At 45.5% G+C, this 23,120-nt stretch carries 21 protein-coding genes; 16 read left to right on the forward strand and 5 right to left on the reverse strand.

Features of this window, described 5'->3' with window-relative positions; genetic code table 11:
• Positions 1 to 91: 91 nt before the first annotated feature.
• Positions 92 to 280, reverse strand: a complete 189-nt coding sequence (locus tag OCV50_RS02425) for a DUF3545 family protein (RefSeq protein WP_239841559.1) — start codon at positions 278 to 280, stop codon at positions 92 to 94.
• Positions 281 to 989: 709 nt separating this feature from the next.
• On the opposite strand from OCV50_RS02425, the gene OCV50_RS02430 reads away from it, so the two are divergent.
• Positions 990 to 2,417, forward strand: a complete 1,428-nt coding sequence (locus tag OCV50_RS02430; RefSeq protein WP_239841558.1) for an alanine/glycine:cation symporter family protein — start codon at positions 990 to 992, stop codon at positions 2,415 to 2,417.
• 209 nt (positions 2,418 to 2,626) lie between these two features.
• Entirely contained in the window at positions 2,627 to 3,403 is a 777-nt protein-coding gene (yaaA, locus tag OCV50_RS02435) for a peroxide stress protein YaaA (RefSeq protein ID WP_261903620.1), read from the forward strand.
• 102 nt (positions 3,404 to 3,505) lie between these two features.
• On the opposite strand, the gene srmB is transcribed toward yaaA, so the two are convergent.
• Both srmB and OCV50_RS02445 read right to left on the reverse strand, forming a co-directional pair.
• Positions 3,506 to 4,738, reverse strand: coding sequence for an ATP-dependent RNA helicase SrmB (gene srmB / locus OCV50_RS02440; RefSeq protein WP_239841556.1), 1,233 nt, complete (start codon positions 4,736 to 4,738; stop codon positions 3,506 to 3,508).
• Between the two features lie 108 nt (positions 4,739 to 4,846).
• Entirely contained in the window at positions 4,847 to 5,569 is a 723-nt protein-coding gene (locus OCV50_RS02445; protein WP_261903621.1) for a tRNA1(Val) (adenine(37)-N6)-methyltransferase, read from the reverse strand.
• Positions 5,570 to 5,881: 312 nt separating this feature from the next.
• Between OCV50_RS02445 and brnQ the strand changes: the two genes are divergently transcribed.
• Positions 5,882 to 7,195, forward strand: a complete 1,314-nt coding sequence (gene brnQ, locus OCV50_RS02450; RefSeq protein ID WP_239841554.1) for a branched-chain amino acid transport system II carrier protein — start codon at positions 5,882 to 5,884, stop codon at positions 7,193 to 7,195.
• Positions 7,196 to 7,351: 156 nt separating this feature from the next.
• Here the strand turns inward: brnQ and fldB are convergent, their stop codons facing one another.
• Positions 7,352 to 7,873: a flavodoxin FldB gene (gene fldB, locus OCV50_RS02455; protein ID WP_032553159.1), complete on the reverse strand. Its 522-nt coding sequence runs from the start codon at positions 7,871 to 7,873 to the stop codon at positions 7,352 to 7,354.
• 151 nt (positions 7,874 to 8,024) lie between these two features.
• Between fldB and xerD the strand changes: the two genes are divergently transcribed.
• The 9 genes from xerD (at position 8,025) to OCV50_RS02500 (ending at position 17,359) form a co-directional block, all read left to right on the forward strand.
• A complete protein-coding gene (gene xerD / locus OCV50_RS02460; protein WP_261903622.1) occupies positions 8,025 to 8,939 on the forward strand; it encodes a site-specific tyrosine recombinase XerD in 915 nt (304 codons plus the stop codon).
• A gap of 26 nt (positions 8,940 to 8,965) precedes the next feature.
• Positions 8,966 to 9,745 carry a thioredoxin fold domain-containing protein gene (locus OCV50_RS02465; protein ID WP_261903623.1) on the forward strand — a complete coding sequence of 260 codons (780 nt, stop codon included), beginning with the start codon at positions 8,966 to 8,968 and terminating at the stop codon, positions 9,743 to 9,745.
• A 74-nt stretch (positions 9,746 to 9,819) separates the two neighbouring features.
• Positions 9,820 to 11,556: a single-stranded-DNA-specific exonuclease RecJ gene (gene recJ, locus OCV50_RS02470; protein WP_150895813.1), complete on the forward strand. Its 1,737-nt coding sequence runs from the start codon at positions 9,820 to 9,822 to the stop codon at positions 11,554 to 11,556.
• Between the two features lie 226 nt (positions 11,557 to 11,782).
• Positions 11,783 to 12,881 (forward strand): peptide chain release factor 2 gene (gene prfB, locus OCV50_RS02475; protein ID WP_150895812.1). Its coding sequence is split into 2 segments (ribosomal slippage): positions 11,783 to 11,857 and positions 11,859 to 12,881, totalling 1,098 coding nucleotides; the frame shifts between segments, so codons are not numbered across the junction.
• A gap of 51 nt (positions 12,882 to 12,932) precedes the next feature.
• Positions 12,933 to 14,450, forward strand: coding sequence for a lysine--tRNA ligase (gene lysS, locus OCV50_RS02480; protein ID WP_261903624.1), 1,518 nt, complete (start codon positions 12,933 to 12,935; stop codon positions 14,448 to 14,450).
• A gap of 278 nt (positions 14,451 to 14,728) precedes the next feature.
• Positions 14,729 to 16,063: a cyclic-di-GMP-binding transcriptional regulator VpsR gene (vpsR, locus tag OCV50_RS02485; RefSeq protein ID WP_239841551.1), complete on the forward strand. Its 1,335-nt coding sequence runs from the start codon at positions 14,729 to 14,731 to the stop codon at positions 16,061 to 16,063.
• A gap of 310 nt (positions 16,064 to 16,373) precedes the next feature.
• The gene (locus OCV50_RS02490; protein WP_261903625.1) at positions 16,374 to 16,496 is read left to right on the forward strand and encodes a hypothetical protein; all 123 of its coding nucleotides are present in this window, start codon (positions 16,374 to 16,376) and stop codon (positions 16,494 to 16,496) included.
• 107 nt (positions 16,497 to 16,603) lie between these two features.
• Positions 16,604 to 16,855, forward strand: coding sequence for a DUF1127 domain-containing protein (locus OCV50_RS02495; RefSeq protein WP_239841550.1), 252 nt, complete (start codon positions 16,604 to 16,606; stop codon positions 16,853 to 16,855).
• 192 nt (positions 16,856 to 17,047) lie between these two features.
• A complete protein-coding gene (locus tag OCV50_RS02500) occupies positions 17,048 to 17,359 on the forward strand; it encodes a DUF6482 family protein (RefSeq protein WP_032553168.1) in 312 nt (103 codons plus the stop codon).
• A 28-nt stretch (positions 17,360 to 17,387) separates the two neighbouring features.
• On the opposite strand, the gene mutH is transcribed toward OCV50_RS02500, so the two are convergent.
• Entirely contained in the window at positions 17,388 to 18,053 is a 666-nt protein-coding gene (gene mutH, locus OCV50_RS02505; RefSeq protein WP_261903626.1) for a DNA mismatch repair endonuclease MutH, read from the reverse strand.
• 614 nt (positions 18,054 to 18,667) lie between these two features.
• Between mutH and rppH the strand changes: the two genes are divergently transcribed.
• From rppH to lgt, 4 genes are read left to right on the forward strand one after another with little or no spacing between them, the layout of a single operon-like run.
• Positions 18,668 to 19,186 (forward strand): RNA pyrophosphohydrolase, encoded by a 519-nt coding sequence (gene rppH, locus OCV50_RS02510; protein WP_239841548.1) that lies wholly within the window; start codon positions 18,668 to 18,670, stop codon positions 19,184 to 19,186.
• Positions 19,187 to 19,188: 2 nt separating this feature from the next.
• Positions 19,189 to 21,438, forward strand: a complete 2,250-nt coding sequence (gene ptsP / locus OCV50_RS02515) for a phosphoenolpyruvate--protein phosphotransferase (RefSeq protein ID WP_261903627.1) — start codon at positions 19,189 to 19,191, stop codon at positions 21,436 to 21,438.
• Positions 21,439 to 21,446: 8 nt separating this feature from the next.
• Positions 21,447 to 22,238: a sulfite exporter TauE/SafE family protein gene (locus tag OCV50_RS02520; protein ID WP_261903628.1), complete on the forward strand. Its 792-nt coding sequence runs from the start codon at positions 21,447 to 21,449 to the stop codon at positions 22,236 to 22,238.
• A gap of 53 nt (positions 22,239 to 22,291) precedes the next feature.
• A complete protein-coding gene (gene lgt, locus OCV50_RS02525; protein ID WP_239841545.1) occupies positions 22,292 to 23,113 on the forward strand; it encodes a prolipoprotein diacylglyceryl transferase in 822 nt (273 codons plus the stop codon).
• Positions 23,114 to 23,120 lie beyond the last annotated feature (7 nt).

Genomic DNA, 23,120 nt, shown 5'->3' on the forward strand with positions numbered 1-23,120 from the left:
GAAGACCCGTATCAGTAATCTGCTATCTATGTTACGACAGAAAAAGGAAAGGCACCCAACGTGGGTGCCTTTGTTTTGTTTATCGTGTCTATTAAAGCTTAATATCGTCGAGGTCGAAATCTAAACCAAGATTCATGTCCATGAGTTCTTTTTGAAGGCGTCGACGATCGTTAATCTCTTCAATCTCTCGCCACTTGCGTTTTAGAGGTTTTGAACGCGCTTTTTGCGTTGCACGAGGTAGATCAAGTTCAGTGATTTCATCGTATTGAAAGTTATCCATAAGCTATATCTCCTTCCGTGGGAATAGTCCTTTCGGACCCATTAAATACCATAATTAATGCCACCATAACTTTGATTTGTTTCTCATTTGTTTCATATTCATGAAGGTTTCGTGTGGTTTTTTGACTTACCCTCACACATACGGTCGACATTTATGTTTAAAAATTAGGCAAACAAACTTAGGAAAACGATTAAATTCACTCTCTGCGAATGTTAATTCATTGTGCGAAGCTTATGCTCCTTTCGTTACAATGCAACCAATTACCTATCAAGAGAATGGGTAGGAGTTTTACTTGATACTTCCAAAAACGGTGATTGTTCACTATACCTTGTAAAGCCTAGCCTGACGGCTATTTTATGGGATGCTGTGCAGGTTGAAGTGAGATACTGTCCATTGTTGAGCTTATGTCCCGATAATGTGACTTTTATGAGGTGTTGTTGTTGCGGTTTGTGTTAATAAAAGGTGATTTTTTAGTGAAATGTCACTTTGATATGAATTTGTTTGCATATTGATTTTTGCTAAATCTCACTGCATTATCCGCCCGTCAAAAATACACTGATACGTAAAATGGATGCATGAAGCGACATTTACAGTCTCAATCGCTGCAAGAACATAACAATGAATGCCGACACAACATTGACAGAGGCATAGGCGATTAAGAGGAAGGCTAGGAAGCATGATCAGTGCTTAAACTCAATACGAGGTTCACGTGACAGATTTAATCAATTTAATGAACGATCTTCTTTGGGGATCAATCTTAGTTTACTTACTCGTTGGTGTGGGTATCTACTTCACCGTACGACTAGGCTTCATTCAATTCCGCCATTTTGGCCACATGTTCTCTGTTCTGAAGAACAGCCGTAAAGCAGACAGCGCTGGTATCTCATCTTTCCAAGCTCTTTGTACTAGTCTTGCTGCACGTGTTGGTACTGGTAACATGGCTGGTGTTGCTGTAGCTCTAACAGCGGGTGGCCCTGGTGCTATCTTCTGGATGTGGCTAATTGCAATGCTGGGTATGGCAACGTCGTTTGCCGAGAGCACACTGGCTCAGCTATACAAAACGCGTGATAACGACGGTAACTACCGTGGTGGTCCTGCATACTACATGGAGAAAGGCCTAGGCATGCGTTGGATGGGGGTTCTATTCTCTATCTTCCTAATCATCGCATTTGGTCTGGTTTTCAACGCGGTACAAGCAAACGCGATCGCAAGCGCAATGAATACAGCGTTTGACTTTGAGCGCAGCTACACAGGTGTCGCGATTGTGGTTATCTCTGCATTCGTTATCTTCGGTGGTATCCGTAAGATCGCACGTACTGCTGAAATCATCGTACCAATCATGGCGCTGGCTTACCTTGCTATTGCACTGTTCATCATGTTTGCAAACATCGAGAAAGTGCCTGAAGTATTGGCTCTTATCTTCAAGAGCGCATTCGGTCTGCAAGAAGCAGCAGCGGGTGGTCTAGGTTACGCAATCGCTCAAGCAATGATCAACGGTATTAAACGTGGTCTGTTCTCGAACGAAGCAGGTATGGGTTCTGCGCCAAACGCAGCGGCATCAGCGACGCCTTACCCACCGCACCCAGCATCTCAAGGTTACGTTCAGATGCTAGGCGTGTTCATGGATACTATCGTTATCTGTTCAGCAACAGTTGCAATCATCCTAATGTCGGGCGAATACGTTCCTCACGGTGAAGTAACGGGTATCGAATTGACTCAACGTGCACTAACAGCACAAGTTGGCTCATGGGGTGGTATCTTTGTAGCGGTAGCGATTTTCTTCTTCGCTTTCACTTCAATCATCGCGAACTACTCGTACGCTGAAACGAACCTAATCTTCCTTGAGCATAACAACAAGAAAGGTCTAGTGCTTTTCCGTATCATCGTTCTAGGCATGGTAATGTTCGGTTCAATGGCAACGCTGCCAACAGTATGGGCATTGGCTGACGTATCTATGGGCCTAATGGCGATTGTTAACTTGGTAGCGATTATCCTGCTATCGGGCATCGTGATTAAGCTGGCAAAAGACTACAACCGTCAACTGGACGCGGGTAAGGTTCCAACGTTTGATGCGAACGATTTCCCTGAGCTTAAGTCTCAACTAGAAGATGGTATCTGGGACGGCAACAAGAAGTAATCTTGTGCATGGAGCGTTAAGTTAAACCGAGCGCTCACCGTTTACAGATTGAAAGGCTAAGGTAGTGATACCTTAGCCTTTTTTATTGTGTGGATATAACTGAAATAGGTGTTTATCTATTGAAGTAATAGGAAGAGTCATAAAGACAAATTGATGTTTTTTCTATACTCTATCCAGCATAAAGTCAGATAACCGATTAGGGTAAAGTTATGTTAGTTGTCGTATCACCAGCAAAGACATTAGATTATGAATCGCCATTGGCTACCGAGCAGTTTACTCAACCAGAGTTTATTGAACACTCTGCCGAGCTGATTGAAGAGTGCCGTAAACTAACGCCTGCAGATGTATCGGCGCTGATGAAGGTGAGCGATAAGATTGCCGGCCTTAACGTGGCACGTTTTGAACAGTGGAGTGAGACCTTCACACAAGAGAATGCTCGCCAAGCGATTCTGGCGTTTAAGGGCGATGTTTACACTGGCCTTGAAGCGGAAACTCTGACGGACGCGGATTTCGAATACGCACAAAAGCACCTACGCATGTTGTCAGGCCTATATGGTTTACTTAAGCCGTTGGACTTGATGCAGCCTTACCGCTTAGAGATGGGTACACGTCTAGCGAATGCACGTGGCACCAACCTTTATCAGTTCTGGGGCAATCTGATCACTGACAAGCTTAATGAAACGTTAAATGCACAGGGCGATAATGTTTTGATCAACCTTGCATCGAATGAGTACTTCAAAGCGGTGAAGCCAAAGAACTTAGATGGTCAGGTGATCACGCCAGTATTTAAAGATTGTAAGAATGGTCAATACAAGGTGATCAGTTTCTATGCGAAAAAGGCGCGCGGTATGATGGCACGTTACATCATTGAAAACCGTGTTGATTCGATTGAAAAACTGACTCAGTTTGATGCTGCGGGCTACTACTTTGTTGAAGAAGAGTCGAATGCAAAAGAGCTAGTGTTCAAGCGCGAAGAACAGAACTAGTTATCACTTTATCTTAATCATTAAAAAGCCCCTGACAGCATTGCTATCAGGGGCTTTTGTTATTCTGGAGAGTGTTTTAAGTCACTGAGTGACTCGATAAAACTACTTCTTCTTTTTCTTAGCGGTTTTTTTAGCTGCGCCTTTCTTATCGTCCTTCTTCACCTTTTTCTTTTTCTTGAAGACAGGCTTTTTGTGCGTAGGACGCATACCTTCGATGAAACGCTCTTTGATGCTCTCTTTAGTGTAACGTGCAACACGCTCAATCATTGGCTGATCGTGTGCTTCGATTAGCGAGATCGCATTACCTTTTTTACCAGCACGAGCCGTACGGCCAATACGGTGCAGGTAAACGTCAGCAGTGCGTGGCATGTCGTAGTTAATTACGTGGCTCACATCTGGAAGGTCGATACCACGAGCTGCTACGTCTGTCGCGAGTAGCACATTCACAGAACCATCACGGAAGCGAGCAATCGCATTGTTACGGCGATCTTGTGGCATTTCACCTTGAATCCAAGCACATGGGATTTGCGCACTTTCTAGTTGAGCTCGTAGATCAGCTAGGCGCTCACGTGTTTTAAGGAACACGATGGTACGCTCTGCTTGTTCAGTAATGATGTGCTTTAGAAGATCCAGCTTGTGCTCTGCAGTGTCTGCGCGGTGGTACCACTGAGTGATCTTTTTACGTTCACGCAGAGATGATTTAGCATCGATCTCCGCTGGGTTGTTTAGTAGGTCTTCAGTGAAGCCTTCAACGCCTTTACCCTCTAGTGTTGCCGAGAATAGTAGCGTCTGTTTACGCCAGCGACACTCTGCTGATAGACGGTCAACAACTGGACCAAAGCCCATGTCTAGCATGCGGTCTGCTTCGTCTAGGATCAGCCACTCGATAGCGCGACAATCAAAGCGCTCAGCTTCGATGTATTCCATTAGACGACCTGGAGTCGCAACAACGATGTCTTGAGTTGTGCCAAGAATATCCGCGTGCTCTTGGTACATCACGCCGCCCGTGATCGTGAAGATGTTAAGGCTAGTGTATTTAGCAAGATCACGAGCTTGGTCGGCGATCTGCATCGCTAGTTCACGTGTTGGCGTTAGGATCAGCATACGAGCAGGGCCAGCTTTCTTACGTGGGAAGTCGAGCAGGTACTGCAGTGCTGGCAGAACAAAAGAAGCCGTTTTACCAGTACCTGTAGGTGCAGAAGCTAAAACGTCTCGTCCATCTAACGCTTGTGGGATTGCTTCAGCTTGTATCTGTGTTGGGCGTTCGTAACCCATCTCGTCGATTGCTTTAAGCAGCTCTTGTTCTAGATCGAGTTCTGCAAAGGTTCTGATCACTGTTGTTTCTCCACAAGCAATAAATGTGTCTGCACGTCGTTGGCAGACGATAAAAAAGAGTAGTCGGACATTATAGAAGCATTAGTGATTAGGATCACATGGTATTTGCTACATCTTGAGATAAAAATCTTGGGTTAGCGCGATAAAAGCGTCGCTGTAACCATTTTGATCATGAATTAGTAGCTGCTGGTGGTCGAGTTGCACATCAGGATCTTTAGATAGCTCAAACAAAAGACGCGTTGGCTGCTTTCTGGCGGTGGTGCTTACATCCAGTCGGCGCGATAGGTGCCATCCGCTCTGTTTGGCGAGCTCGATAAACTGTTCTCCTTCAACCATCGGCAGAATAAAGCTCGCAGTAGCAGACTCTGTCGTTAGCTCATAACAGCGAGCAGCCAGTGCTTTGTGATCAAGACTAGCAGTATGACGAGCAGTAGCACGTTGACTATGTGCAGCTTGCTCTCCGGAGTTAAAGTAGGGTGGGTTACAGATGATCGCCTCAAAACGTTCTGGTAATTCAACCTCCAACACACTACCAAAATAGAGCTGTAGGCGATTGCTCCAAGGCGAGTGGTCGAAGTTAATCTTGGCTGCGTGAATCGCGTCTGGGTCGATATCAATCGCCGAAAGAGTCACTGAAGGATAACGCTGCGCCAGCATCAGTGTTAATAAGCCGGTACCAGTACCAATATCCAGAACGTTTTGCTGCTGATTAAGTTCTGTCCATGCTCCCAGTAATACGCCATCGGTGCTAACAGGCATTCCACTCTGTCCGCCATAAATAGAAAACTGTTTAAAATTAAAGCTTTTTGTCTCGAGCGTTTTTTCTTTCATAAATCTGCAGGTACCGGAATTTTTAACTATTTAGCTTTGTTGTTGATCTTTTGTACAGGCTTTTGTTCTGATTTGGTTTTAATTGTTGCAACTTATGAGTAGTTTATAATTGTGGTTATTTTTTCAAAACTAGTGAAATAAACTGCTTTTTGCATGAAATTGCAAATTAATATGGTGTTTTTCTGCGGTAGCTTGCAGCTGACTGAGTGTTTCGTCATTATGCGCGACTATTTTATAGATTGAATGGCAGTTTTTAGCTGTAACATTCACGCAAGTACAACATCATTTCAAAAATATAATTAAGGATTATCTGTGAAACAGAGTCTAAAACTAACAGATATTATGGCATTGGGCTTTATGCTTTTTGCGTTTTTCTTAGGTGCGGGTAACATCATTTTCCCACCTCTCGCCGGTCAATTAGCGGGCGAAAATGTCATCCCAGCGATGTCTGGTTTTCTTTTAACTGCGGTAGGTCTCCCTTTAATTACGATTGTTGCTATCGCAGTTGCTGGTGGTTCTTGGGGCCATCTAACGAAAGATCTTCCAAAACAAGCTGCAACGATCATGGCGGTGCTGATCTTCATCATCATCGGTCCTGCGTTTGCAGCTCCACGTACTGGTCTAGTGGCTTATGAAATGGCGGTGAAACCGTTCTTCATCGATGCTTCTCAAGCGCACCTGACTATTTTCTCTATTGCGTTCTTTGCGATTGCGATGTTCTTTGCATGGTCACAGGGCAAGTTGATTGATGTGATCGGCAAGGTACTGACTCCAGCTCTATTCATTGGCCTAGTGATTCTAGCGATTGCGGTTTTCGTTAACCCGCAAGGCGAGATCGTTGCGGCTCACGGTGAGTACCTAACTCAACCGCTAACCAAAGGTTTCCTTGAAGGTTACAACACCATGGATACTTTCGGTTCTCTAATGTTCGGTATGCTGATTGTGGATGCGATTCGCAGCAAAGGCATTACTGATCGCGCTGCGACAACTAAGTATCTGATCAGTGCAGGCTGCATTGCTGCGGCTGGTCTAGCGTTTGTTTACATCTCTCTGTTCTACCTAGGCGCAACAAGTGCTGCAGTAGCTTCAGGTGCAGATAACGGTGGCGTGGTTCTAAGCCAGTACGTTCAATCTCTATTTGGTCCTTCAGGTCAAATCGTTCTATCTGTGATTGTACTGCTTGCGTGTTTGACAACGGCTATCGGTCTTATCTCTGCGTGTTCTGAGTACTTTAGCTCTCTAACGCCGATGTCTTACAAAACTTGGGTAATCATCAACGGTGTAGCATGTGCGACAGTTGCTAATGTTGGTCTAGCTCAGCTTATCTCGTTGTCAGTACCGGTTCTGTTTGCGCTATACCCAGTAGCGATTGCTTTGGTAGCACTGACTTTCCTACGTAAGAAACTACCAAACCCTCAAATGGCTTACCGTGTGGTTATTCTAGTATCTCTGCTATTCGCTCTGATCGATGCGGCGAAGGTAGCGGGTGTAGATGTATCTGCACTGAAGATGCTACCACTGTTTGAAATCGGTATGGGTTGGTTGCTACCAACAGCTGCAGCGATCATCTGCATGTTCTTTGTGGGTAAATCGACTGCGCCAGAGATGGCTGAAGAGACGGTTTAATCCTTTTGAATTAATCTGTTTTCGAGCTAATTTGTTTTCGAACTAACTTGTATTCGAACTAAGATAGAAAGGCCCCGCTACCAATGAGTAGCGGGGCCTTTTTGTATTCGTAGGTTCTAATGCTGAGCACCAATGTTATCTTGGGTTTAAGCTGGGCTAGATTTTCTCGCTGTACTCAACCAGAACTTGCTCAACCCAAGCTGCGATTCGGTCATCACTCAGCTCATATTGTGAGTCTTCATCAAGAGCAAGGCCAACAAACTGTGATTGGTCTTCTGTTAGGGCTTTTGATGCTTCAAATTCATAACTGTCGTCGTTTGGCCAGTATCCAACAAACTCAGCGCCTACGGTTTTGAGTTCGTCGTGCAATAGACCCATCGCATCAAGGAACCACTCGCCATAGCCTTCTTGGTCGCCCAGTCCGAACAGTGCCACGACTTTACCTTTTACTGGTGTGGTTGCTAGGTCATCCCAGATTTCATTCCAATCTTCTTGGATTTCACCAAAGTCCCAAGTTGAGATACCCAGTAACAGTAGGTCGTAGTCGGCCATCAATGAAAGTGGCGTTTCTTTTACATTGTGAATGTCGACTAAGTCTTCGCCGATGATGCCGCGAATCTTTTCTGCAGCCATTTCTGTATAGCAGGTGGTTGAGCCGTAAAACAGTCCAATTTTCATAGCATGTGTTCGATTTTTATTTTGAGATGGCGAATTCTAACCATAAATTGAATTCGATTGCAGCGATTATCCGCCCAAGTCGTAATTTTTATAGCTTTCATCAGGTCTGTAGCTTAATCTCAAAACAGTTTCCAATATGATGAGAATAGCTATGCAGTCGCCGCAAGGGCAGAACGCCGATCATGGTCTTGTTGAACAATTTTTAGATGCGATGTGGATGGAGAGAGGGCTTTCTGAAAATACGCTCACCTCTTATCGTACGGATCTTGCCAAGTTACTTGATTGGATGGAAAAGAATAATTATCGCTTGGACTTCATTAGCTTATCCGGTTTGCAGGATTATCAGAGTTGGCTGGTGGATGCGAACTTTAAACAGACTTCGCGTGCACGTATGTTGTCGGCGATTCGTCGACTGTTTCAATACTTGCATCGTGAAAAAGTAAGGGCAGATGACCCGAGTGCTTTATTGGTGAGCCCAAAGCTGCCTCAGCGCTTACCAAAAGACCTCAGCGAAGAGCAGGTAGATGCCTTACTGGATGCTCCAGATTCGAATGATCCGATCGAGCTAAGAGATAAAGCGATGCTGGAGCTGCTCTACGCAACCGGCCTTCGTGTGACTGAGTTGGTTAGTTTGACGATGGAGAACATCAGTCTAAGACAAGGTGTGGTGCGTGTGATTGGTAAGGGGGGCAAGGAGCGCTTAGTACCAATGGGCGAAAATGCCGTAGACTGGATAGAAACCTTTATTGAACAAGGTCGCCCACAGCTGCTTGGAGAAAATAGCTCGGATGTGGTTTTCCCAAGTAAACGTGCCAAGCAAATGACCCGACAAACCTTTTGGTACCGTATAAAGCACTACGCGGTTATTGCTGGAATAGACACAGAACTGCTGTCTCCACACGTATTGAGGCATGCGTTTGCAACACATTTACTGAACTATGGTGCCGATCTCAGAGTCGTACAGATGTTATTGGGACATAGTGACTTATCGACAACCCAAATTTATACTCACGTGGCAACGGAAAGACTGAAGCAGATCCATGCTCAGCACCATCCACGAGCTTAGATTCAAATAATTTTAAGGTGAACTTAATGAGCGTATTACGCCGTCTTCCTTTACTGGTATTACCGTTTGTCATTACTGCTTGTAACGCATCTGAAGACAATGTTGAGCAGGTTAAGACTGCAGTAGAGGCTGCACCCACTCAAGCTTACGATGTTAAAGCTCTGACCCAGCGTTTTGAAAAGATTGGTGTCAAAGTGACGGACGTTGTGCCATCAGATATCGATGGTCTGCTAGAGGTTCAAACCAACAGCGGTATCATTTTCTCGTCGCCATCAGGTGATCACTTCATCGCAGGTACGCTTTACTCACTCGATGAGAATGGCAAATTTAGCGATGTATTAGCGGAGCGTCAGGCGCCAATCAATGCAGCTAAAATTGCGGAGATGGCGGATTCTGCGATTGAATACAAAGCGGACAACGAGAAATACGCGATCACTGTCTTTACCGATATCACCTGTGGTTACTGTGTGCGCCTACACAGTCAAATGCAAGGTTATAGCGACCTAGGTATTACGGTTCGTTACATGGCTTACCCTCGTCAGGGGGCGACCGGTCAAGTAGCAAATCAGATGGCGGCAATCTGGGGTTCAGATGATCCAAAAGCGGCGATGCATGACGCGAAAGTGAATCGTCAAATGCCTGACTCGGCGAAGGCAACATCTGAGACCAAATCTGTGGTTGCTAAGCAGTACCAATTAGGCCGAGAGCTTGGCATTACTGGTACGCCAGCTATCTTCTTACCAAGTGGTGAGCTTGTGAGTGGTTACCTGCCTCCAGCACAACTTATCCAGCGCTTAGAGCAGTAATCTGCAGTTCAGCAACAAGCATTTCCAAATTTACACATAAGGAACGGCCCAACTTAGTTTGGGCCTAATAGGTCATGATAGAGATACAACGCCGCCCTGAAGTCGATACCTCCGTTCTTCCAGCAGACTTACCAGAGTTACTCAAGCGTATCTACGTAAGCCGTGGTATTAATAGCCCAGCTCAACTAGAGACAGCAGCCAAAGGCTTGCACTCATACCAAAAGCTAGGCGGGATCGATGCAGCGGTTGAGTTGCTATTCAAAGCTATTCAACAACAGAAACGCATTATTGTTGTTGGCGATTTTGATGCTGATGGCGCGACCAGTTCTGCGCTTTCAGTGTTGGCCTTACGCATGCTTGGCAGCAATAACGTTGACTACTTGGTACCAAACCGCTTTGAAGATGGTTATGGCTTGAGCCCTGAAGTGGTAGAGCAAGCAATCGAGATTGGCGCGGAAGTGATCATGACCGTGGATAACGGTGTCTCGTCGATTGAAGGGGTACGCTTTGCTAAAGAGAAAGGCTTAGATGTACTTGTTACCGACCACCACTTACCGGGGCATGAGCTACCGATGGTGGATGCGATGGTAAACCCAAACCTTGAGAGTTGTGCGTTTCCCTCAAAGGCGCTAGCGGGTGTTGGCGTTGCCTTCTACCTGATGATGGCATTGTGTGTTCATATGCGAAAACTGGGATGGTTTGCCCAGCAAGGTATGGCTGAGCCGAAGCTTATGGAGCTGATCGACTTAGTAGCTTTGGGGACTGTGGCTGACGTGGTGCCGCTTGATGAGAATAACCGCATCCTAGTGCACCAAGGTTTGCAGCGTATTCGCGCAGGTAAAGCGCGCCCGGGGATTCAGGCTCTGATTGAAGTCGCCAAACGCGATGCACGCCGTCTGGTTGCTTCTGATTTTGGTTTTGCTCTTGGCCCCCGTATCAATGCGGCAGGTCGTCTTGATGACATGTCGTTTGGTGTTGAGCTGCTAATGAGCAATAACATCCACGCCGCGCGCCGTATGGCCAGTGAGCTAGATGGTCTCAACCAAACTCGCAAAGAGATTGAAGAGGGCATGAAGCAAGAGGCAATCGCCTTCTGTGAACGCCTAGAATTCGGTGAAGCAGACTTGCCGTGTGGTTTGGCACTGTTCCAGCGCGATTGGCATCAAGGGGTGATTGGTATCCTTGCTTCTCGTATTAAAGATAAATATCACCGTCCCGTTATCGCGTTTGCTGACGGCGGAGAGGGCAGTATTAAAGGCTCTTGTCGCTCGATTCCTGGCTTACACATGCGTGATACTCTGGATCGCATTGATACGCAGAATCCAGGTCTAATTGTGAAGTTCGGCGGCCATGCAATGGCGGCAGGCTTAACCATCATGGAAAAAGATTTTGAACGCTTTAGCAAACTGTTTGATGAAGCGGTAAAACAAGATCTTGGTGAAACGGCGCTGAAAGGCATCATCTTGTCGGATGGTGAACTTCTGCCAGAAGAGTTCTCAATGCACACCGCTGAGTTTTTGCGTGCTGGTGGTCCTTGGGGACAAGCCTTCCCAGAACCTATCTTTGATGGTGAATTTAAAGTCCTTCATCAGAAGCTGGTGGGCGAAAAGCACCTGAAATTGATGCTAGAGCCACTCTACAAGGGTCACCCAACCAATGTGATGATCGACGGTATCGCTTTTAATGTTGATCTGCGTCGCTGGCCGGATGCGTCAGTTAAAACCGTCCATCTTGCCTACAAGCTCGATATCAACGAGTTTCGCGGTAATCAGTCACTGCAATTAATGATCGATAATATCGAGGCTAAGTAGTGACGATTCGTTTACCTTAACGTCAGAAATTCGCACGTGCCCCGTTTATTTTGGGGCGCGTTAATGCTGATTTTAACCTCCTGTTAACGCCATTCCATCATCGTTGATTTCCTTTTGAGCATTCACAAGTGATTGTTCGGCTTTCTTATCTAAAAATTCCTGTATCTCCGTCACACTTTTGAGTACAATTCTTCGGTTAAATTCTACTCATAAATGATGAGCTAAAATGTTTGAAATCAATCCAATCAAAAACCGTCTGCAGGATGTGTCTGAGCGCACAAATATCCTGAGGGGGTACCTTTGACTATGACGCTAAACAAGAGCGTCTAGAAGAAGTAAACGCAGAACTAGAACAGCCGGATGTATGGAACGAACCTGAGCGTGCACAAGCGTTAGGTAAAGAGCGTGCATCACTGGAAGCTGTGGTAGAAACTATCGACCAACTTGACCAAGGTGTTGAGGATGTTGAAGGTCTACTGGAGCTGGCGGTTGAAGAAGAAGACCAAGAGACATTTGACGAGATCGAACCTGAACTGGCTGAGCTAGAAGCTAAGCTAGAGAAGCTAGAGTTCCGTCGTATGTTCGCAGGCGATCACGACGCATCAGACTGCTACATCGACCTACAATCAGGTTCGGGCGGTACAGAAGCGCAAGACTGGACCTCAATGATGCTACGCATGTACTTGCGTTGGGCTGAAGCGAAAGGCTTTAAGACCGAAGTTATTGAAGTTTCTGAGGGTGAAGTTGCAGGCCTGAAAGGGGCAACGGTTCGTATCTCGGGTGAGTACGCTTACGGTTGGTTACGTACAGAGACTGGTGTTCACCGTCTGGTTCGTAAATCTCCGTTTGACTCAAGTGGTCGTCGTCATACTTCATTTGCTTCTGCGTTTATCTACCCAGAGATTGATGACAACATTGATATCGACATTAACCCTTCTGATCTACGTATTGACGTATACCGTGCATCTGGTGCGGGTGGTCAGCACGTAAACACCACGGAATCGGCGGTTCGTATTACTCACGTGCCAACCAACACTGTGGTTCAATGTCAGAATGACCGTTCTCAGCATAAGAACAAAGACCAAGCGATGAAGCAGCTTCGTGCAAAACTGTTTGAATTAGAGATTCAAAAACAGAACGCAGAGAAGCAAGCGAACGAAGATGCAAAATCTGACATCGGTTGGGGTAGCCAAATCCGCTCTTACGTACTGGATGACTCGCGCATCAAAGACCTACGTACTGGCGTTGAAAACCGCAATACTCAAGCGGTTCTTGATGGCGACCTAGACAAATTTATCGAAGCTAGCCTGAAATCAGGTCTGTAAGCTTTTCACCGAAAAATACTCGTTAATAACGAAAAACAGGATACATCGAAAATGACTGATGCTGTTCAAAACGAAAACGCACAAGAAGAGAACAAATTGATTGCTGAGCGCCGTAGCAAGCTGGATCACATCCGCAAGAGCTGCAAAGCAAACGGTCACCCAAATGATTTCCGCCGTGAGCACCTAGCTGGCGATCTTCAAGCGGAATTCGGTGAAAAGACTAAAGAAGAGCTAGAAGAGTTAAACCACGTTGTTGCAATCGCTGGTCGTGTAATGGCTAAGCGTGGTCCATTCCTAGCAATTCAAGAAACATCTGGCCGTATTCAAGCATACGCTGCGAAAGATGTTCAAAAAGAGCTTAAAGAGAAGTACCAAGGCCTAGATATCGGTGACATCATCGGTGTGAAAGGTGCGCTTCACAAGTCAGGTAAAGGCGACCTTTACGTGAACATGGAGTCTTACGAGCTGCTAACTAAGGCACTTCGTCCACTTCCAGAGAAGTTCCACGGTCTAACTGACCAAGAGATGCGTTACCGTCAGCGTTATGTTGACCTAATCGTGAATGAAGACTCTCGCAACGCATTCATCGTGCGTTCTAAGCTAGTATCTTCAATCCGTAACTTCATGAGCTCAAAAGGCTACCTAGAAGTTGAAACGCCAATGATGCATGTGATTCCTGGTGGTGCGACGGCTCGTCCATTCATCACGCATCACAACGCACTAGACATCGACATGTACCTACGTGTTGCACCTGAGCTTTACCTGAAGCGTCTAGTAGTCGGTGGTTTTGACCGTGTATTCGAGATCAACCGTAACTTCCGTAACGAAGGTCTTTCTCCACGTCACAACCCAGAATTCACAATGATGGAATTCTACCAAGCGTACTCTGACTACAAAGATCTGATGGATCTGACTGAAGAGATGCTAAGCACTGCGGCTATGGACGTTCTTGGTTCAACTTCAATGCCTTACGGTGATGAGACTGTTGAGTTTGGTGGTAAGTACGCGCGCATGAGCATGTTCGACGCGATCAAACACTACAACCCTGAGCACGCTGAGATTCAAGCGCTAACAGAAGCCGATCTACAAGACCGTGACAAGATGGTAGCAATCGCGAAATCTGTACACGTTGAAGTAGAGACATTCTGGACATGTGGTCAGCTTCTAGAAGAGATCTTTGGTGAAACGGCTGAGCCTCAGCTAATTCAACCAACGTTCATCACTGGCTACCCAGCGGACATCTCTCCTCTAGCTCGTCGTAGCGATGACAACCCGTTCTTCACAGACCGTTTTGAGTTCTTCATCGGTGGCCGTGAAGTAGCAAACGGCTTCTCTGAGCTTAACGATGCACAAGACCAAGACGAGCGTTTCAAAGCGCAAGTTAATGCTAAAGATGCAGGTGATGATGAAGCAATGTACTACGATGCAGACTACATCACAGCACTTGAGCACGGCCTACCGCCAACAGCGGGTCAAGGTATCGGTATCGATCGTCTAGCGATGCTATTTACCAACACGCACACAATCCGTGACGTGATTCTATTCCCAGCGATGCGTCCTCAAGCGTAATCTGTCGCTTTCGCATTTAGCGTGAATTCTAAAAGCCACCTTCGGGTGGCTTTTTTATTCTTAGGAGTATCAAAACCTTACCCATACCGCACTCTGAGTTCGAAAAATCATTATTTGTGACATAGTCTTACTATTGAGACGAAGAATCTTAGATAGTCTCACTACTAGACGTCTTTGGCGTGAATATGAACTTGCTTGCGCAGTAAATTTCCCATATATAGGGAAGAGCAATAGTTAGTACTCGGCCAAATAAATAGAAAATTGAATAAGGAAGAAGGATGGGAACTCAATTTAAGATGGATTCCTTACCAGGCTCTCTTATCGTCGTTGGTGGTGCGTACGAGCCTTGGTTATCTGTATTAGAACAAGTTGGTTGGCAATGCACTCAGTGTGCAGACTTGCGAAAGGCAGATGCACTGTTTACGGAAACAGGTCCTTGTATCGGGATTGTTGATCTCAGCCATGATGAGTTTAGTCTCAATGGTGTGGCTAATTTAGTGAGCAATAACAAACAGGTAAGATGGTTAGCTCTGATTCGTGAATCACAATTAAGTTCAGACACTATCTGCCAGTTTATCGTGAATTTCTGTATCGACTTCTTCACGACTCCGATTCCGGATGCTCAGCTACTTAGCACGATAGGGCACCAGCTAGGCATGTTAAAGCTAGAGAAGAAGGTGTGGCCCAATTACGGTTTGAATAGTGATATGGGGCTGCTAGGGGACTCTGTAGCAGTCAAACGACTGAGAGATCAGGTCAAGCGTATTGGTCCGACGGACGTTAGTATCTTGATCTCGGGAGACAGTGGGGCAGGTAAAGAGACTGTTGCTCGTTCAATTCACAGGCACTCTTCTCGTGCAAAACACCCTTTTCTAACTGTGAACTGTCGTGCGCTTTCAGAGTCACGAATCGAGCGTGAATTGTTTGGCTTGGCAGGAAAAGCAGAAGAAACCTCTTGTATGCTCGAAGAAGCAGACGGCGGAACGATTCTGTTTAATGATATCTTAGCAATGCCTAGAACCCAGCAGATGAACCTGCTTAAGTTTTTGCAAGACGGGAAGGTTGAGACTTCAAAAGGTTTACGCTCTGTTGATGTGCGTATTCTTGCCTCGAACTCTTCGGATATCGAGAAAGCTTTGATTGAAGGGGACTTTAATGAAGAGCTTTATCACTATATCAATGTATTACGAATTCATGTTCCTAGTTTGAAGGAGCGTGTTAGCGATATCCCGATCTTAGCAAATCACTTTCTGCATGATTACTCTAAAGAGTTCAACGCGCAGGCTAAGAACTTCTCAGAATCTGCGGTCACTGCACTGTCTCGTTACCACTGGCCTGGGAATGTGCGCGAACTGATGAATCAAATTAAGCGCGTGGTGCTAATGTCTGATTCGATCATCATTGACGAAGAACATCTTGATTTGCCAAAACAACAAGATGAGAAGCGCAGCTTGAAGAGCATACGAGAACGCTCAGAGCGTGATGCTTTGATCGTCGTGTTAGAGTCGCATGCGGGTCAGGTATCGTTAGCTGCGAAAGAATTGGGTGTCTCTCGAGCCACTATGTATCGCCTACTCAATAAGCACAGCCTGATATCTGAAGGGTTAATTTAAATAACCCATCACTATTGAAAAGCCACGCACTGCGTGGCTTTTTGTTTGAGGGGGACCTTTGTATCTGATTAGAAAGCGAGATTAGAGATAAGCTCTATAAATTTATATAATCATAGTGAATATCTTATGCTAAATATCATATGCAACTGATATTTTGGGTGAATGCTTTGTTTTCAGATTGTTAACAGATTAGTGGTTGAATAATGTTCTCAGTTGGATAGAATTTAACCGTGAAAGCAATGGTTTGGTATCAGACCGGAAGCATTCAAATCATATCTTTTTGGATTAATTAATTAGCTTGGAGGCGCAAATGAAACATTTCGATTTTATTCAGCACATTTGCGCGTCGTTTGATCCTAGCACTGACTTGGTGGCTGCTATGCCACGACTATCAGTGATGGCCGATCGCAACACCCAAGATAAATGTAACTAATTAATCCGTATCCTTACTTGGCTGCGGAAAAATAGCAGCTAAGACATCTCTATCTCTTATTTCACGCTATTTTTCCCCAGTTTAATTCCACCACTGGAGAATACATTATGCGTCACTCAGTTTACCTAAAATTAGCCACAGTTCTTATTCGAGCCGACCTTCGTCATGAGGAGCGAGTTTGGAAACGGAAAGTTCGTCGTAGTGCTTACGATCTTCCATGGGAAAATGCACACTTGCTGAAAGATATTGGCCTTGAGGCAGATGGACGACCAATCGGATTCTCAGAGCCAGAAGCTGTCACTATTGAACGTCGAGTCCGTCACCTTCGTCGTGTCCTTAGTGCGCGAATACTGACGTAATCCGAGGGAGTGATGGCACCTGTCACTCCCTAGGATAATAAAATAGGTGCTGGTTATGGCGTCGGAGGGAGATCTTCTGAATCAGTACCGTTGAAATGAGGAGCTATACGCTCCTCTTTTCATATTTTTTAAGAGGTTATTTAGCAAACAAAAGCAGTTCTACTAAGCTAAAGATATCGATGGAGGTGAGGTATGCAAAAGCATCAACTAGATATGTGGTTGCATGGCGATCACAAAGACTCTTATCGAACACCCAAAGTCTATGTTATCGGGTGTTCAGATATCCCAGAGTATCTATTAGCAGTGGAATATAAGCATAAATTAGAGCCAGTGAAACAAGGTGGTGAGCCCGTGCATTTTGGGTCACTTGATCAAGTCAAAGAGGAGCTTCTCAGGCTTGGTTTCGATAAGGCCTATTTACGCCTCCACAACACTTATGATGAGTTTGGTAGTGAACCAAGCCAGCGTTATTGCGACATAGAGTTAGCACTTAATCCGCATTAAGGCGTTATTACAAGGGACCTGTTTGTTATTAAGCGTAATGTTTTGTCAGTATCTGATGAGTAAACTGAGGTCTTAGATAGAAGCCGCGCGGTTTGGTTTTAATTGGCTTGCCACTCGCGCCGTACGCCTCTGTTAGAACTCGGCTGTTTGCTGCTTTAGGACGAAGGTGCAGAGCTTCACCATGGCGTGCGGTGATCTGTTCGACATTACCTAGCACGATCAGCTCCATCAGCTCTTCCCAATCTGTTTGAAGTATCTCTTCTTCTTCCTTACTCGGTGTCCACAATAGTGGGGATCCTACATGGCGATCTGCTAATGGGATCTCGCGCTCTCCCTCAACTGGGATCCATAAAACTTTGGACAGTTTATTGCGGACATGACTGGTTTCCCAAGTGAGACCTTGAACGCCCATTAAAGGCGCGACACACACGAAGGTGGTCTCTAGTGGTTTGCCACTATAACTGATCGGGATACTCTTGAGTTCAATGCCTAAATGCGCGAAGTCCTGTTCTGGTTTACTTCCAGCAGGCGCACCTAGGTGCCACTCTAGCAATTGCCCAACCCACCCTTTATCTCGTTTAAGATCTTTAGGCATCGTCATTTCTGCTTCGTCTGCCAGCTCTTGAAAGGTCATTCCGGCAATCGCGTAGGCTCGCTCTAGCAGTTCAGCTTCAGTTTGTGGTTCAGGTTTCATAAGGCTTTGAGTTGGTAAAACGTCGATTTTATCAGATTGGAATGAAAATGCAGTGTGGTTAATAAATGATCACAGTGGTGATTTGCGGATCAATCCTACGGTTATCCACAGGCTGAGGAGCCAAAATCCAATAAAAACAAACTAATGGATAAATAAACAGGGGTTTTAAGGGGATAAAATGCTTGCTAAATGGCGTACAAAATGAATCTTTTAATGATGAGTGTGGATAAAGCTAAGGGTGGTTGATCTTTGACCATGTTAAGTTTTTAAAAGATCATTTGAAAAATATAATTTTTGTTTAGCATTGGTTTTTGTTTAAATTATTGATTTTTAAGCTTTATATTTGTTGGTTGATTTGAGTTTGTTTTAGCTGTTGATGAAAGTATGGATTAAAAAAAACGTTTGCGGTGAATTCTACACATAGTTATTCACAGAAAAGGTGAATAAATGTGGTCTATGTCTCACTATTATGTGGGTAACTATTTTATGAGCAAAAGTTATCCAGTTTTAAGAAATTATTCATAAATATCGCCCTAATCACGTCACGAAGTTTGCTCCGCTTGGGGATATGTGGAAAAATCAGTGTAATTAAAAATTTAAATAGAGGTTGGCCAGTGATAGATGGCGATGGTTACCGATTAAATGTTGGTATTGTAATCTGTAACAACCATGGTCAGGTCTTCTGGGCTAAACGATACGGGCAACATTCATGGCAATTCCCTCAAGGGGGAATCGATGAAGGTGAAACTCCGGAACAGGCAATGTACCGCGAGTTATATGAAGAGGTTGGCCTTACCAAAAAGGATGTAAAGATCGTCGCAACTAGCCGTCATTGGTTACGCTATAAGCTACCCAAACGACTGGTTCGATGGGATTCAAAACCTGTCTGTATTGGACAAAAACAGAAGTGGTTCCTTCTGCGTTTAGACTGCGATGAGTCACGCATCAATATGCAGCGCGGAAGTACACCTGAATTTGATGGTTGGCGTTGGGTAAGCTACTGGTACCCAGTTCGACAAGTTGTTTCTTTCAAGCGAGACGTTTATCGTCGTGCGATGAAAGAGTTCGCCTCTTTAGCTATGCCATTTAAAGAGCGAAAAACAAAAGGAAAACGCAAACAGCGTAGAGGTTAAGCATGCTCAGTCAACTAAGGGAAATAGTTGAACACGTATCTAGAGTTGAAGATGTCTCAACTGCATTGGATATTTTAGTTAAAGAGACGTGCAGCGCGATGCAGACTGAGTGCTGCACTGTGTACTTAGCCAATAATGATATGCAGCGCCTTGAGTTGATGGCAACTCAAGGCCTCATTTTTGAAGGGAATAGCATTCATATAGGGTTTAACGAGGGCTTAGTGGGCTTAGTTAAACGCAGTGCTGAACCTATTAACCTAGCGCAAGCTTCTGCGCATCCCGCCTATAAGTTTTTCCCTGAACTTGGGGAAGACATTTATCACTCTTTTCTAGGTACTCCTATTATTCACCGCAAGCAAGTGCTTGGGGTATTGGTCATTCAGCAAAAATCACCTCGCTTATTTAGCGAGATGGAAGAGTCGTTTCTCGTTACTTTGTCTGCACAGTTAGCGGTGATCGTCGCCCATGCTCAAACGCAAGGGTTGTGGCTGCTAGAGCATCAAGACCAACCGTCAACCAAAGGTATCGCAGCCTCATCGGGGGTTGCTATTGGTGAGCTGTGGTGGGACAACACTCAACCTGAACTAACAGATGTTTATCCTGCTTCTACGCTTGATATAGAACGCGAGCATGAGCTGTTAGCCGTTGCTGTTGAGAATGCACTGAATGATTTCAAGCGCATGCGTAAGCGTTTGGACAGCGATATCAACAAAGACGCTCTGGCAATCTTCGATCTATTTACTCACCTTTTAAATGATCCAATGCTGCGCAAAGATCTTAAGGCGCAGGTGCAAAAAGGGGACAAAGCAGACTGGGCGCTGAGACAAGTGGTGGAGAGCTACTCGAACCGTTTCGCTCGGATGTCTGACGTGTATCTGCGCGAAAGAGCGCAAGATATTCGAGAGCTTGGACAACGACTGCTCTATTTCCTACACAATTCAGAACAAGAACAGCGCTCTCTTGAGAAGCCTATCGTATTAGTAGTTCGTGAGTTGACTGCCTCTGTCTTGGCTTCGATCCCGAAAGAGAAACTACTGGCAGTGATTTCGCTGGAAGGTGCAGCTAACTCTCACGCTGCAATTTTGTCACGCGCGCTAGGTATTCCATCGGTGATGGGGGTGACCCTTAATCTTGCTAATGTGAATGGCAAGCAGGTGATTGTCGATGGATACAGTGGCGAGATCTTCATTGAGCCTACCCAGAATCTACTGAAAGAGTATCGAGAGCTGATTCTTGAAGAGACCGAACTCTCTTCAATGGTGAATCGTGATATCCACCTACCGGCCAAAACGCAAGATGATCATCAAGTTGAGATTCTACTTAATGCGGGTTTGAGTGCCGATACCAATATCGCGCTTAATCAAGGGGTAGATGGTGTTGGCCTTTACCGAACCGAGATCTCTTTCTTGCTGCAACAACGTTTCCCTTCAGAAGATGAACAAGTTAAGCAGTATCAATCTGTTCTTGAGAGTTATCCTGACAAGCAAGTGGTCATGCGTACTCTGGATATCGGTGGTGACAAGGCTCTGCCTTACTTTCCGATTGAAGAGGACAATCCATTCTTGGGCTGGCGCGGTATTCGATTCACGCTCGATCACCCAGATATCTTCATTATTCAGCTTCGAGCCATGCTGAGAGCCAGTTGTGGCAGTCAGAACCTCAGTATCCTTCTACCTATGATCTCTGGTGCTCGTGAGCTTGATGATGCCTTGCAGCTCATCGAACAAGCTTACGAAGAGGTGCATGAACTTGATGACCGTGTTCGTATGCCACGTATCGGGATCATGCTTGAAGTACCTTCAATGCTCTACTTGTTGCCATTGATCGCCGACCGTGTCGACTTCGTGTCTGTCGGTACCAATGACCTGACTCAATATTTATTGGCGGTTGACCGGAACAATTCTCGCGTCTCTGATGTCTATGAATCCATGCACCCTGCAGTGATCATGGCGCTTAAGCAGATCCACGATACTTGTAAGCAGTATCAGCTGCCGGTGTGTATTTGTGGTGAGCTAGCGGGTGATCCGATGGGGGCGCTGTTATTGATTGGTCTTGGATACCAAACTTTGAGTATGAACACCTCAAACGTGGCAAGAACCAAATACTTGATACGTCAGTCCTCATTGAGTGATTTGCAAGATTTAGCAAATAATGCACTTGTACAACCGTATGGCAGTGACATCTATAGTATGATGCTGTCCTATTTCGAACAGCGTGAATTTACCGGCTTTATCAGAGCGGGCAAAAAATAGGATTAAACGTGTCATACGAACTCATTAGTTTGCTAGCGAGCCTCGGCGCCGTCGTTGGTGTATTGGCTGGCTTATTGGGCATTGGCGGTGGCTTATTGGTGGTCCCTGCATTGTTGTTCTTATTGCCTAAAGCAGGTATTGCACAAGAGTTTGCGATGCAAATGGCACTAGCAACCTCGTTGTCGACTATCATCGTGACTTCTGGATCTTCGGCGTTGAACCACTTAAAGCTAGGTAATGTCGAGATGTTCGTCGTGAAATGGTTGATGCCAGGCGTGGTTGTTGGAGGCTTTATGGGCTCTTTTATTGCCGATTCTATTCCGTCTCAATATCTACCTAAAGTCTTTGGCATTATCGTGTTGTTATTGGCTCTACAAATGTTGCTGTCGATACGTTCGCGTAGTCAGAAGACCATGCCAACACCTGCAAAAACGGTAGCGTGTGGTGGTGGTATTGGTGTGATCTCCAGTTTGGCTGGGATTGGTGGCGGTTCATTGTCTGTGCCTTTCCTGAATCACCATGGCGTAGAGATGCGCAAGGCGGTCGGCTCTTCGTCGGTCTGTGGTTGTGTGATTGCTATTTCCGGTATGATGGGTTTTATTTGGCACGGTTCGTCGGTTGAATCCCTGCCTGCGTACAGCTTAGGTTATGTTTATGTGCCTGCGCTGGTGGCTATCTCTTGTACTTCGGTGTTAACCACTCGCATTGGTGCTAAGTTAGCGACACAACTGCCAACACCAGTGTTAAAGAAAGTGTTCGCCGTCTTTTTAATGTTTATAGCTGCAACCATGCTGCTGTAGTGTATTCCTCTTAGCCGTTGGCTAATTCTTTTATATTAGATAGAGAGCTAAATATGTCTCAGGGTTTTATCGAATTCCCAAATATCGATCCTGTTCTGATTGAACTAGGGCCTATTTCTGTTCGTTGGTATGGCTTGATGTACCTTGTCGGTTTTGTCTTTGCGATGTGGCTGGCTAATCGTCGTGCAGACCAACCAAACAGCGGCTGGACTCGTGAGCAAGTCTCAGATTTATTGTTTGCCGGTTTCCTGGGTGTGGTTGTTGGTGGCCGTGTTGGTTATGTACTGTTCTACAACTTCGATCTTTTCTTAGCCGATCCTCTGTATCTCTTTAAAGTGTGGACGGGTGGAATGTCATTCCACGGTGGTCTGCTAGGTGTTATTACAGCGATGTTCTGGTATGCGAAAAAGAACGGTCGAACCTTCTTTGGCGTAGCTGACATGATCGCACCACTAGTGCCATTTGGTTTAGGTATGGGGCGTCTAGGTAATTTCATGAACAGCGAATTGTGGGGCCGAGTGACCGATGTGCCATGGGCGGTAGTATTCCCGAATGGCGGCCCTCTGCCACGTCACCCGTCTCAACTGTATGAGATGGCGCTTGAAGGTATTGTGCTGTTCTTCATCTTGAACTGGTTTATTAAGAAACCTCGTCCATTGGGTTCTGTATCTGGTTTGTTCCTGGCGGGTTACGGAAGCTTCCGTTTCCTAGTAGAATACGTGCGCGAACCTGATGCTCACCTAGGTCTGTTTGGTGGATTCATTTCAATGGGTCAAATCCTATCTCTGCCTATGGTTATCATCGGTGTTCTTATGGTGGTTTGGGCTTACAAGCGCGGTCACTACAAAGATGAAGTCCCACAACAAACGAAGTAAGGAATTG

This window comes from Vibrio fortis, assembly GCF_024347475.1.
GTDB classification, from domain to species: domain Bacteria; phylum Pseudomonadota; class Gammaproteobacteria; order Enterobacterales; family Vibrionaceae; genus Vibrio; species Vibrio fortis.

Excerpts from the sequence above, each read along its gene's own strand:
- OCV50_RS02500 (WP_032553168.1), top strand. The coding sequence starts at position 17,048 with ATGCAAAAGCATCAACTAGATATGTGGTTGCATGGCGATCACAAAGAC.
- mutH (WP_261903626.1), bottom strand. The coding sequence starts at position 18,053 with ATGAAACCTGAACCACAAACTGAAGCTGAACTGCTAGAGCGAGCCTAC.
- lysS (WP_261903624.1), top strand. The coding sequence starts at position 12,933 with ATGACTGATGCTGTTCAAAACGAAAACGCACAAGAAGAGAACAAATTG.
- xerD (WP_261903622.1), top strand. The coding sequence starts at position 8,025 with ATGCAGTCGCCGCAAGGGCAGAACGCCGATCATGGTCTTGTTGAACAA.
- ptsP (WP_261903627.1), top strand. The coding sequence starts at position 19,189 with ATGCTCAGTCAACTAAGGGAAATAGTTGAACACGTATCTAGAGTTGAA.
- recJ (WP_150895813.1), top strand. The coding sequence starts at position 9,820 with ATGATAGAGATACAACGCCGCCCTGAAGTCGATACCTCCGTTCTTCCA.
- fldB (WP_032553159.1), bottom strand. The coding sequence starts at position 7,873 with ATGAAAATTGGACTGTTTTACGGCTCAACCACCTGCTATACAGAAATG.
- vpsR (WP_239841551.1), top strand. The coding sequence starts at position 14,729 with ATGGGAACTCAATTTAAGATGGATTCCTTACCAGGCTCTCTTATCGTC.
- OCV50_RS02465 (WP_261903623.1), top strand. The coding sequence starts at position 8,966 with ATGAGCGTATTACGCCGTCTTCCTTTACTGGTATTACCGTTTGTCATT.
- lgt (WP_239841545.1), top strand. The coding sequence starts at position 22,292 with ATGTCTCAGGGTTTTATCGAATTCCCAAATATCGATCCTGTTCTGATT.
- OCV50_RS02425 (WP_239841559.1), bottom strand. The coding sequence starts at position 280 with ATGGATAACTTTCAATACGATGAAATCACTGAACTTGATCTACCTCGT.
- OCV50_RS02445 (WP_261903621.1), bottom strand. The coding sequence starts at position 5,569 with ATGAAAGAAAAAACGCTCGAGACAAAAAGCTTTAATTTTAAACAGTTT.
- yaaA (WP_261903620.1), top strand. The coding sequence starts at position 2,627 with ATGTTAGTTGTCGTATCACCAGCAAAGACATTAGATTATGAATCGCCA.
- OCV50_RS02490 (WP_261903625.1), top strand. The coding sequence starts at position 16,374 with ATGAAACATTTCGATTTTATTCAGCACATTTGCGCGTCGTTTGATCCT.
- OCV50_RS02495 (WP_239841550.1), top strand. The coding sequence starts at position 16,604 with ATGCGTCACTCAGTTTACCTAAAATTAGCCACAGTTCTTATTCGAGCC.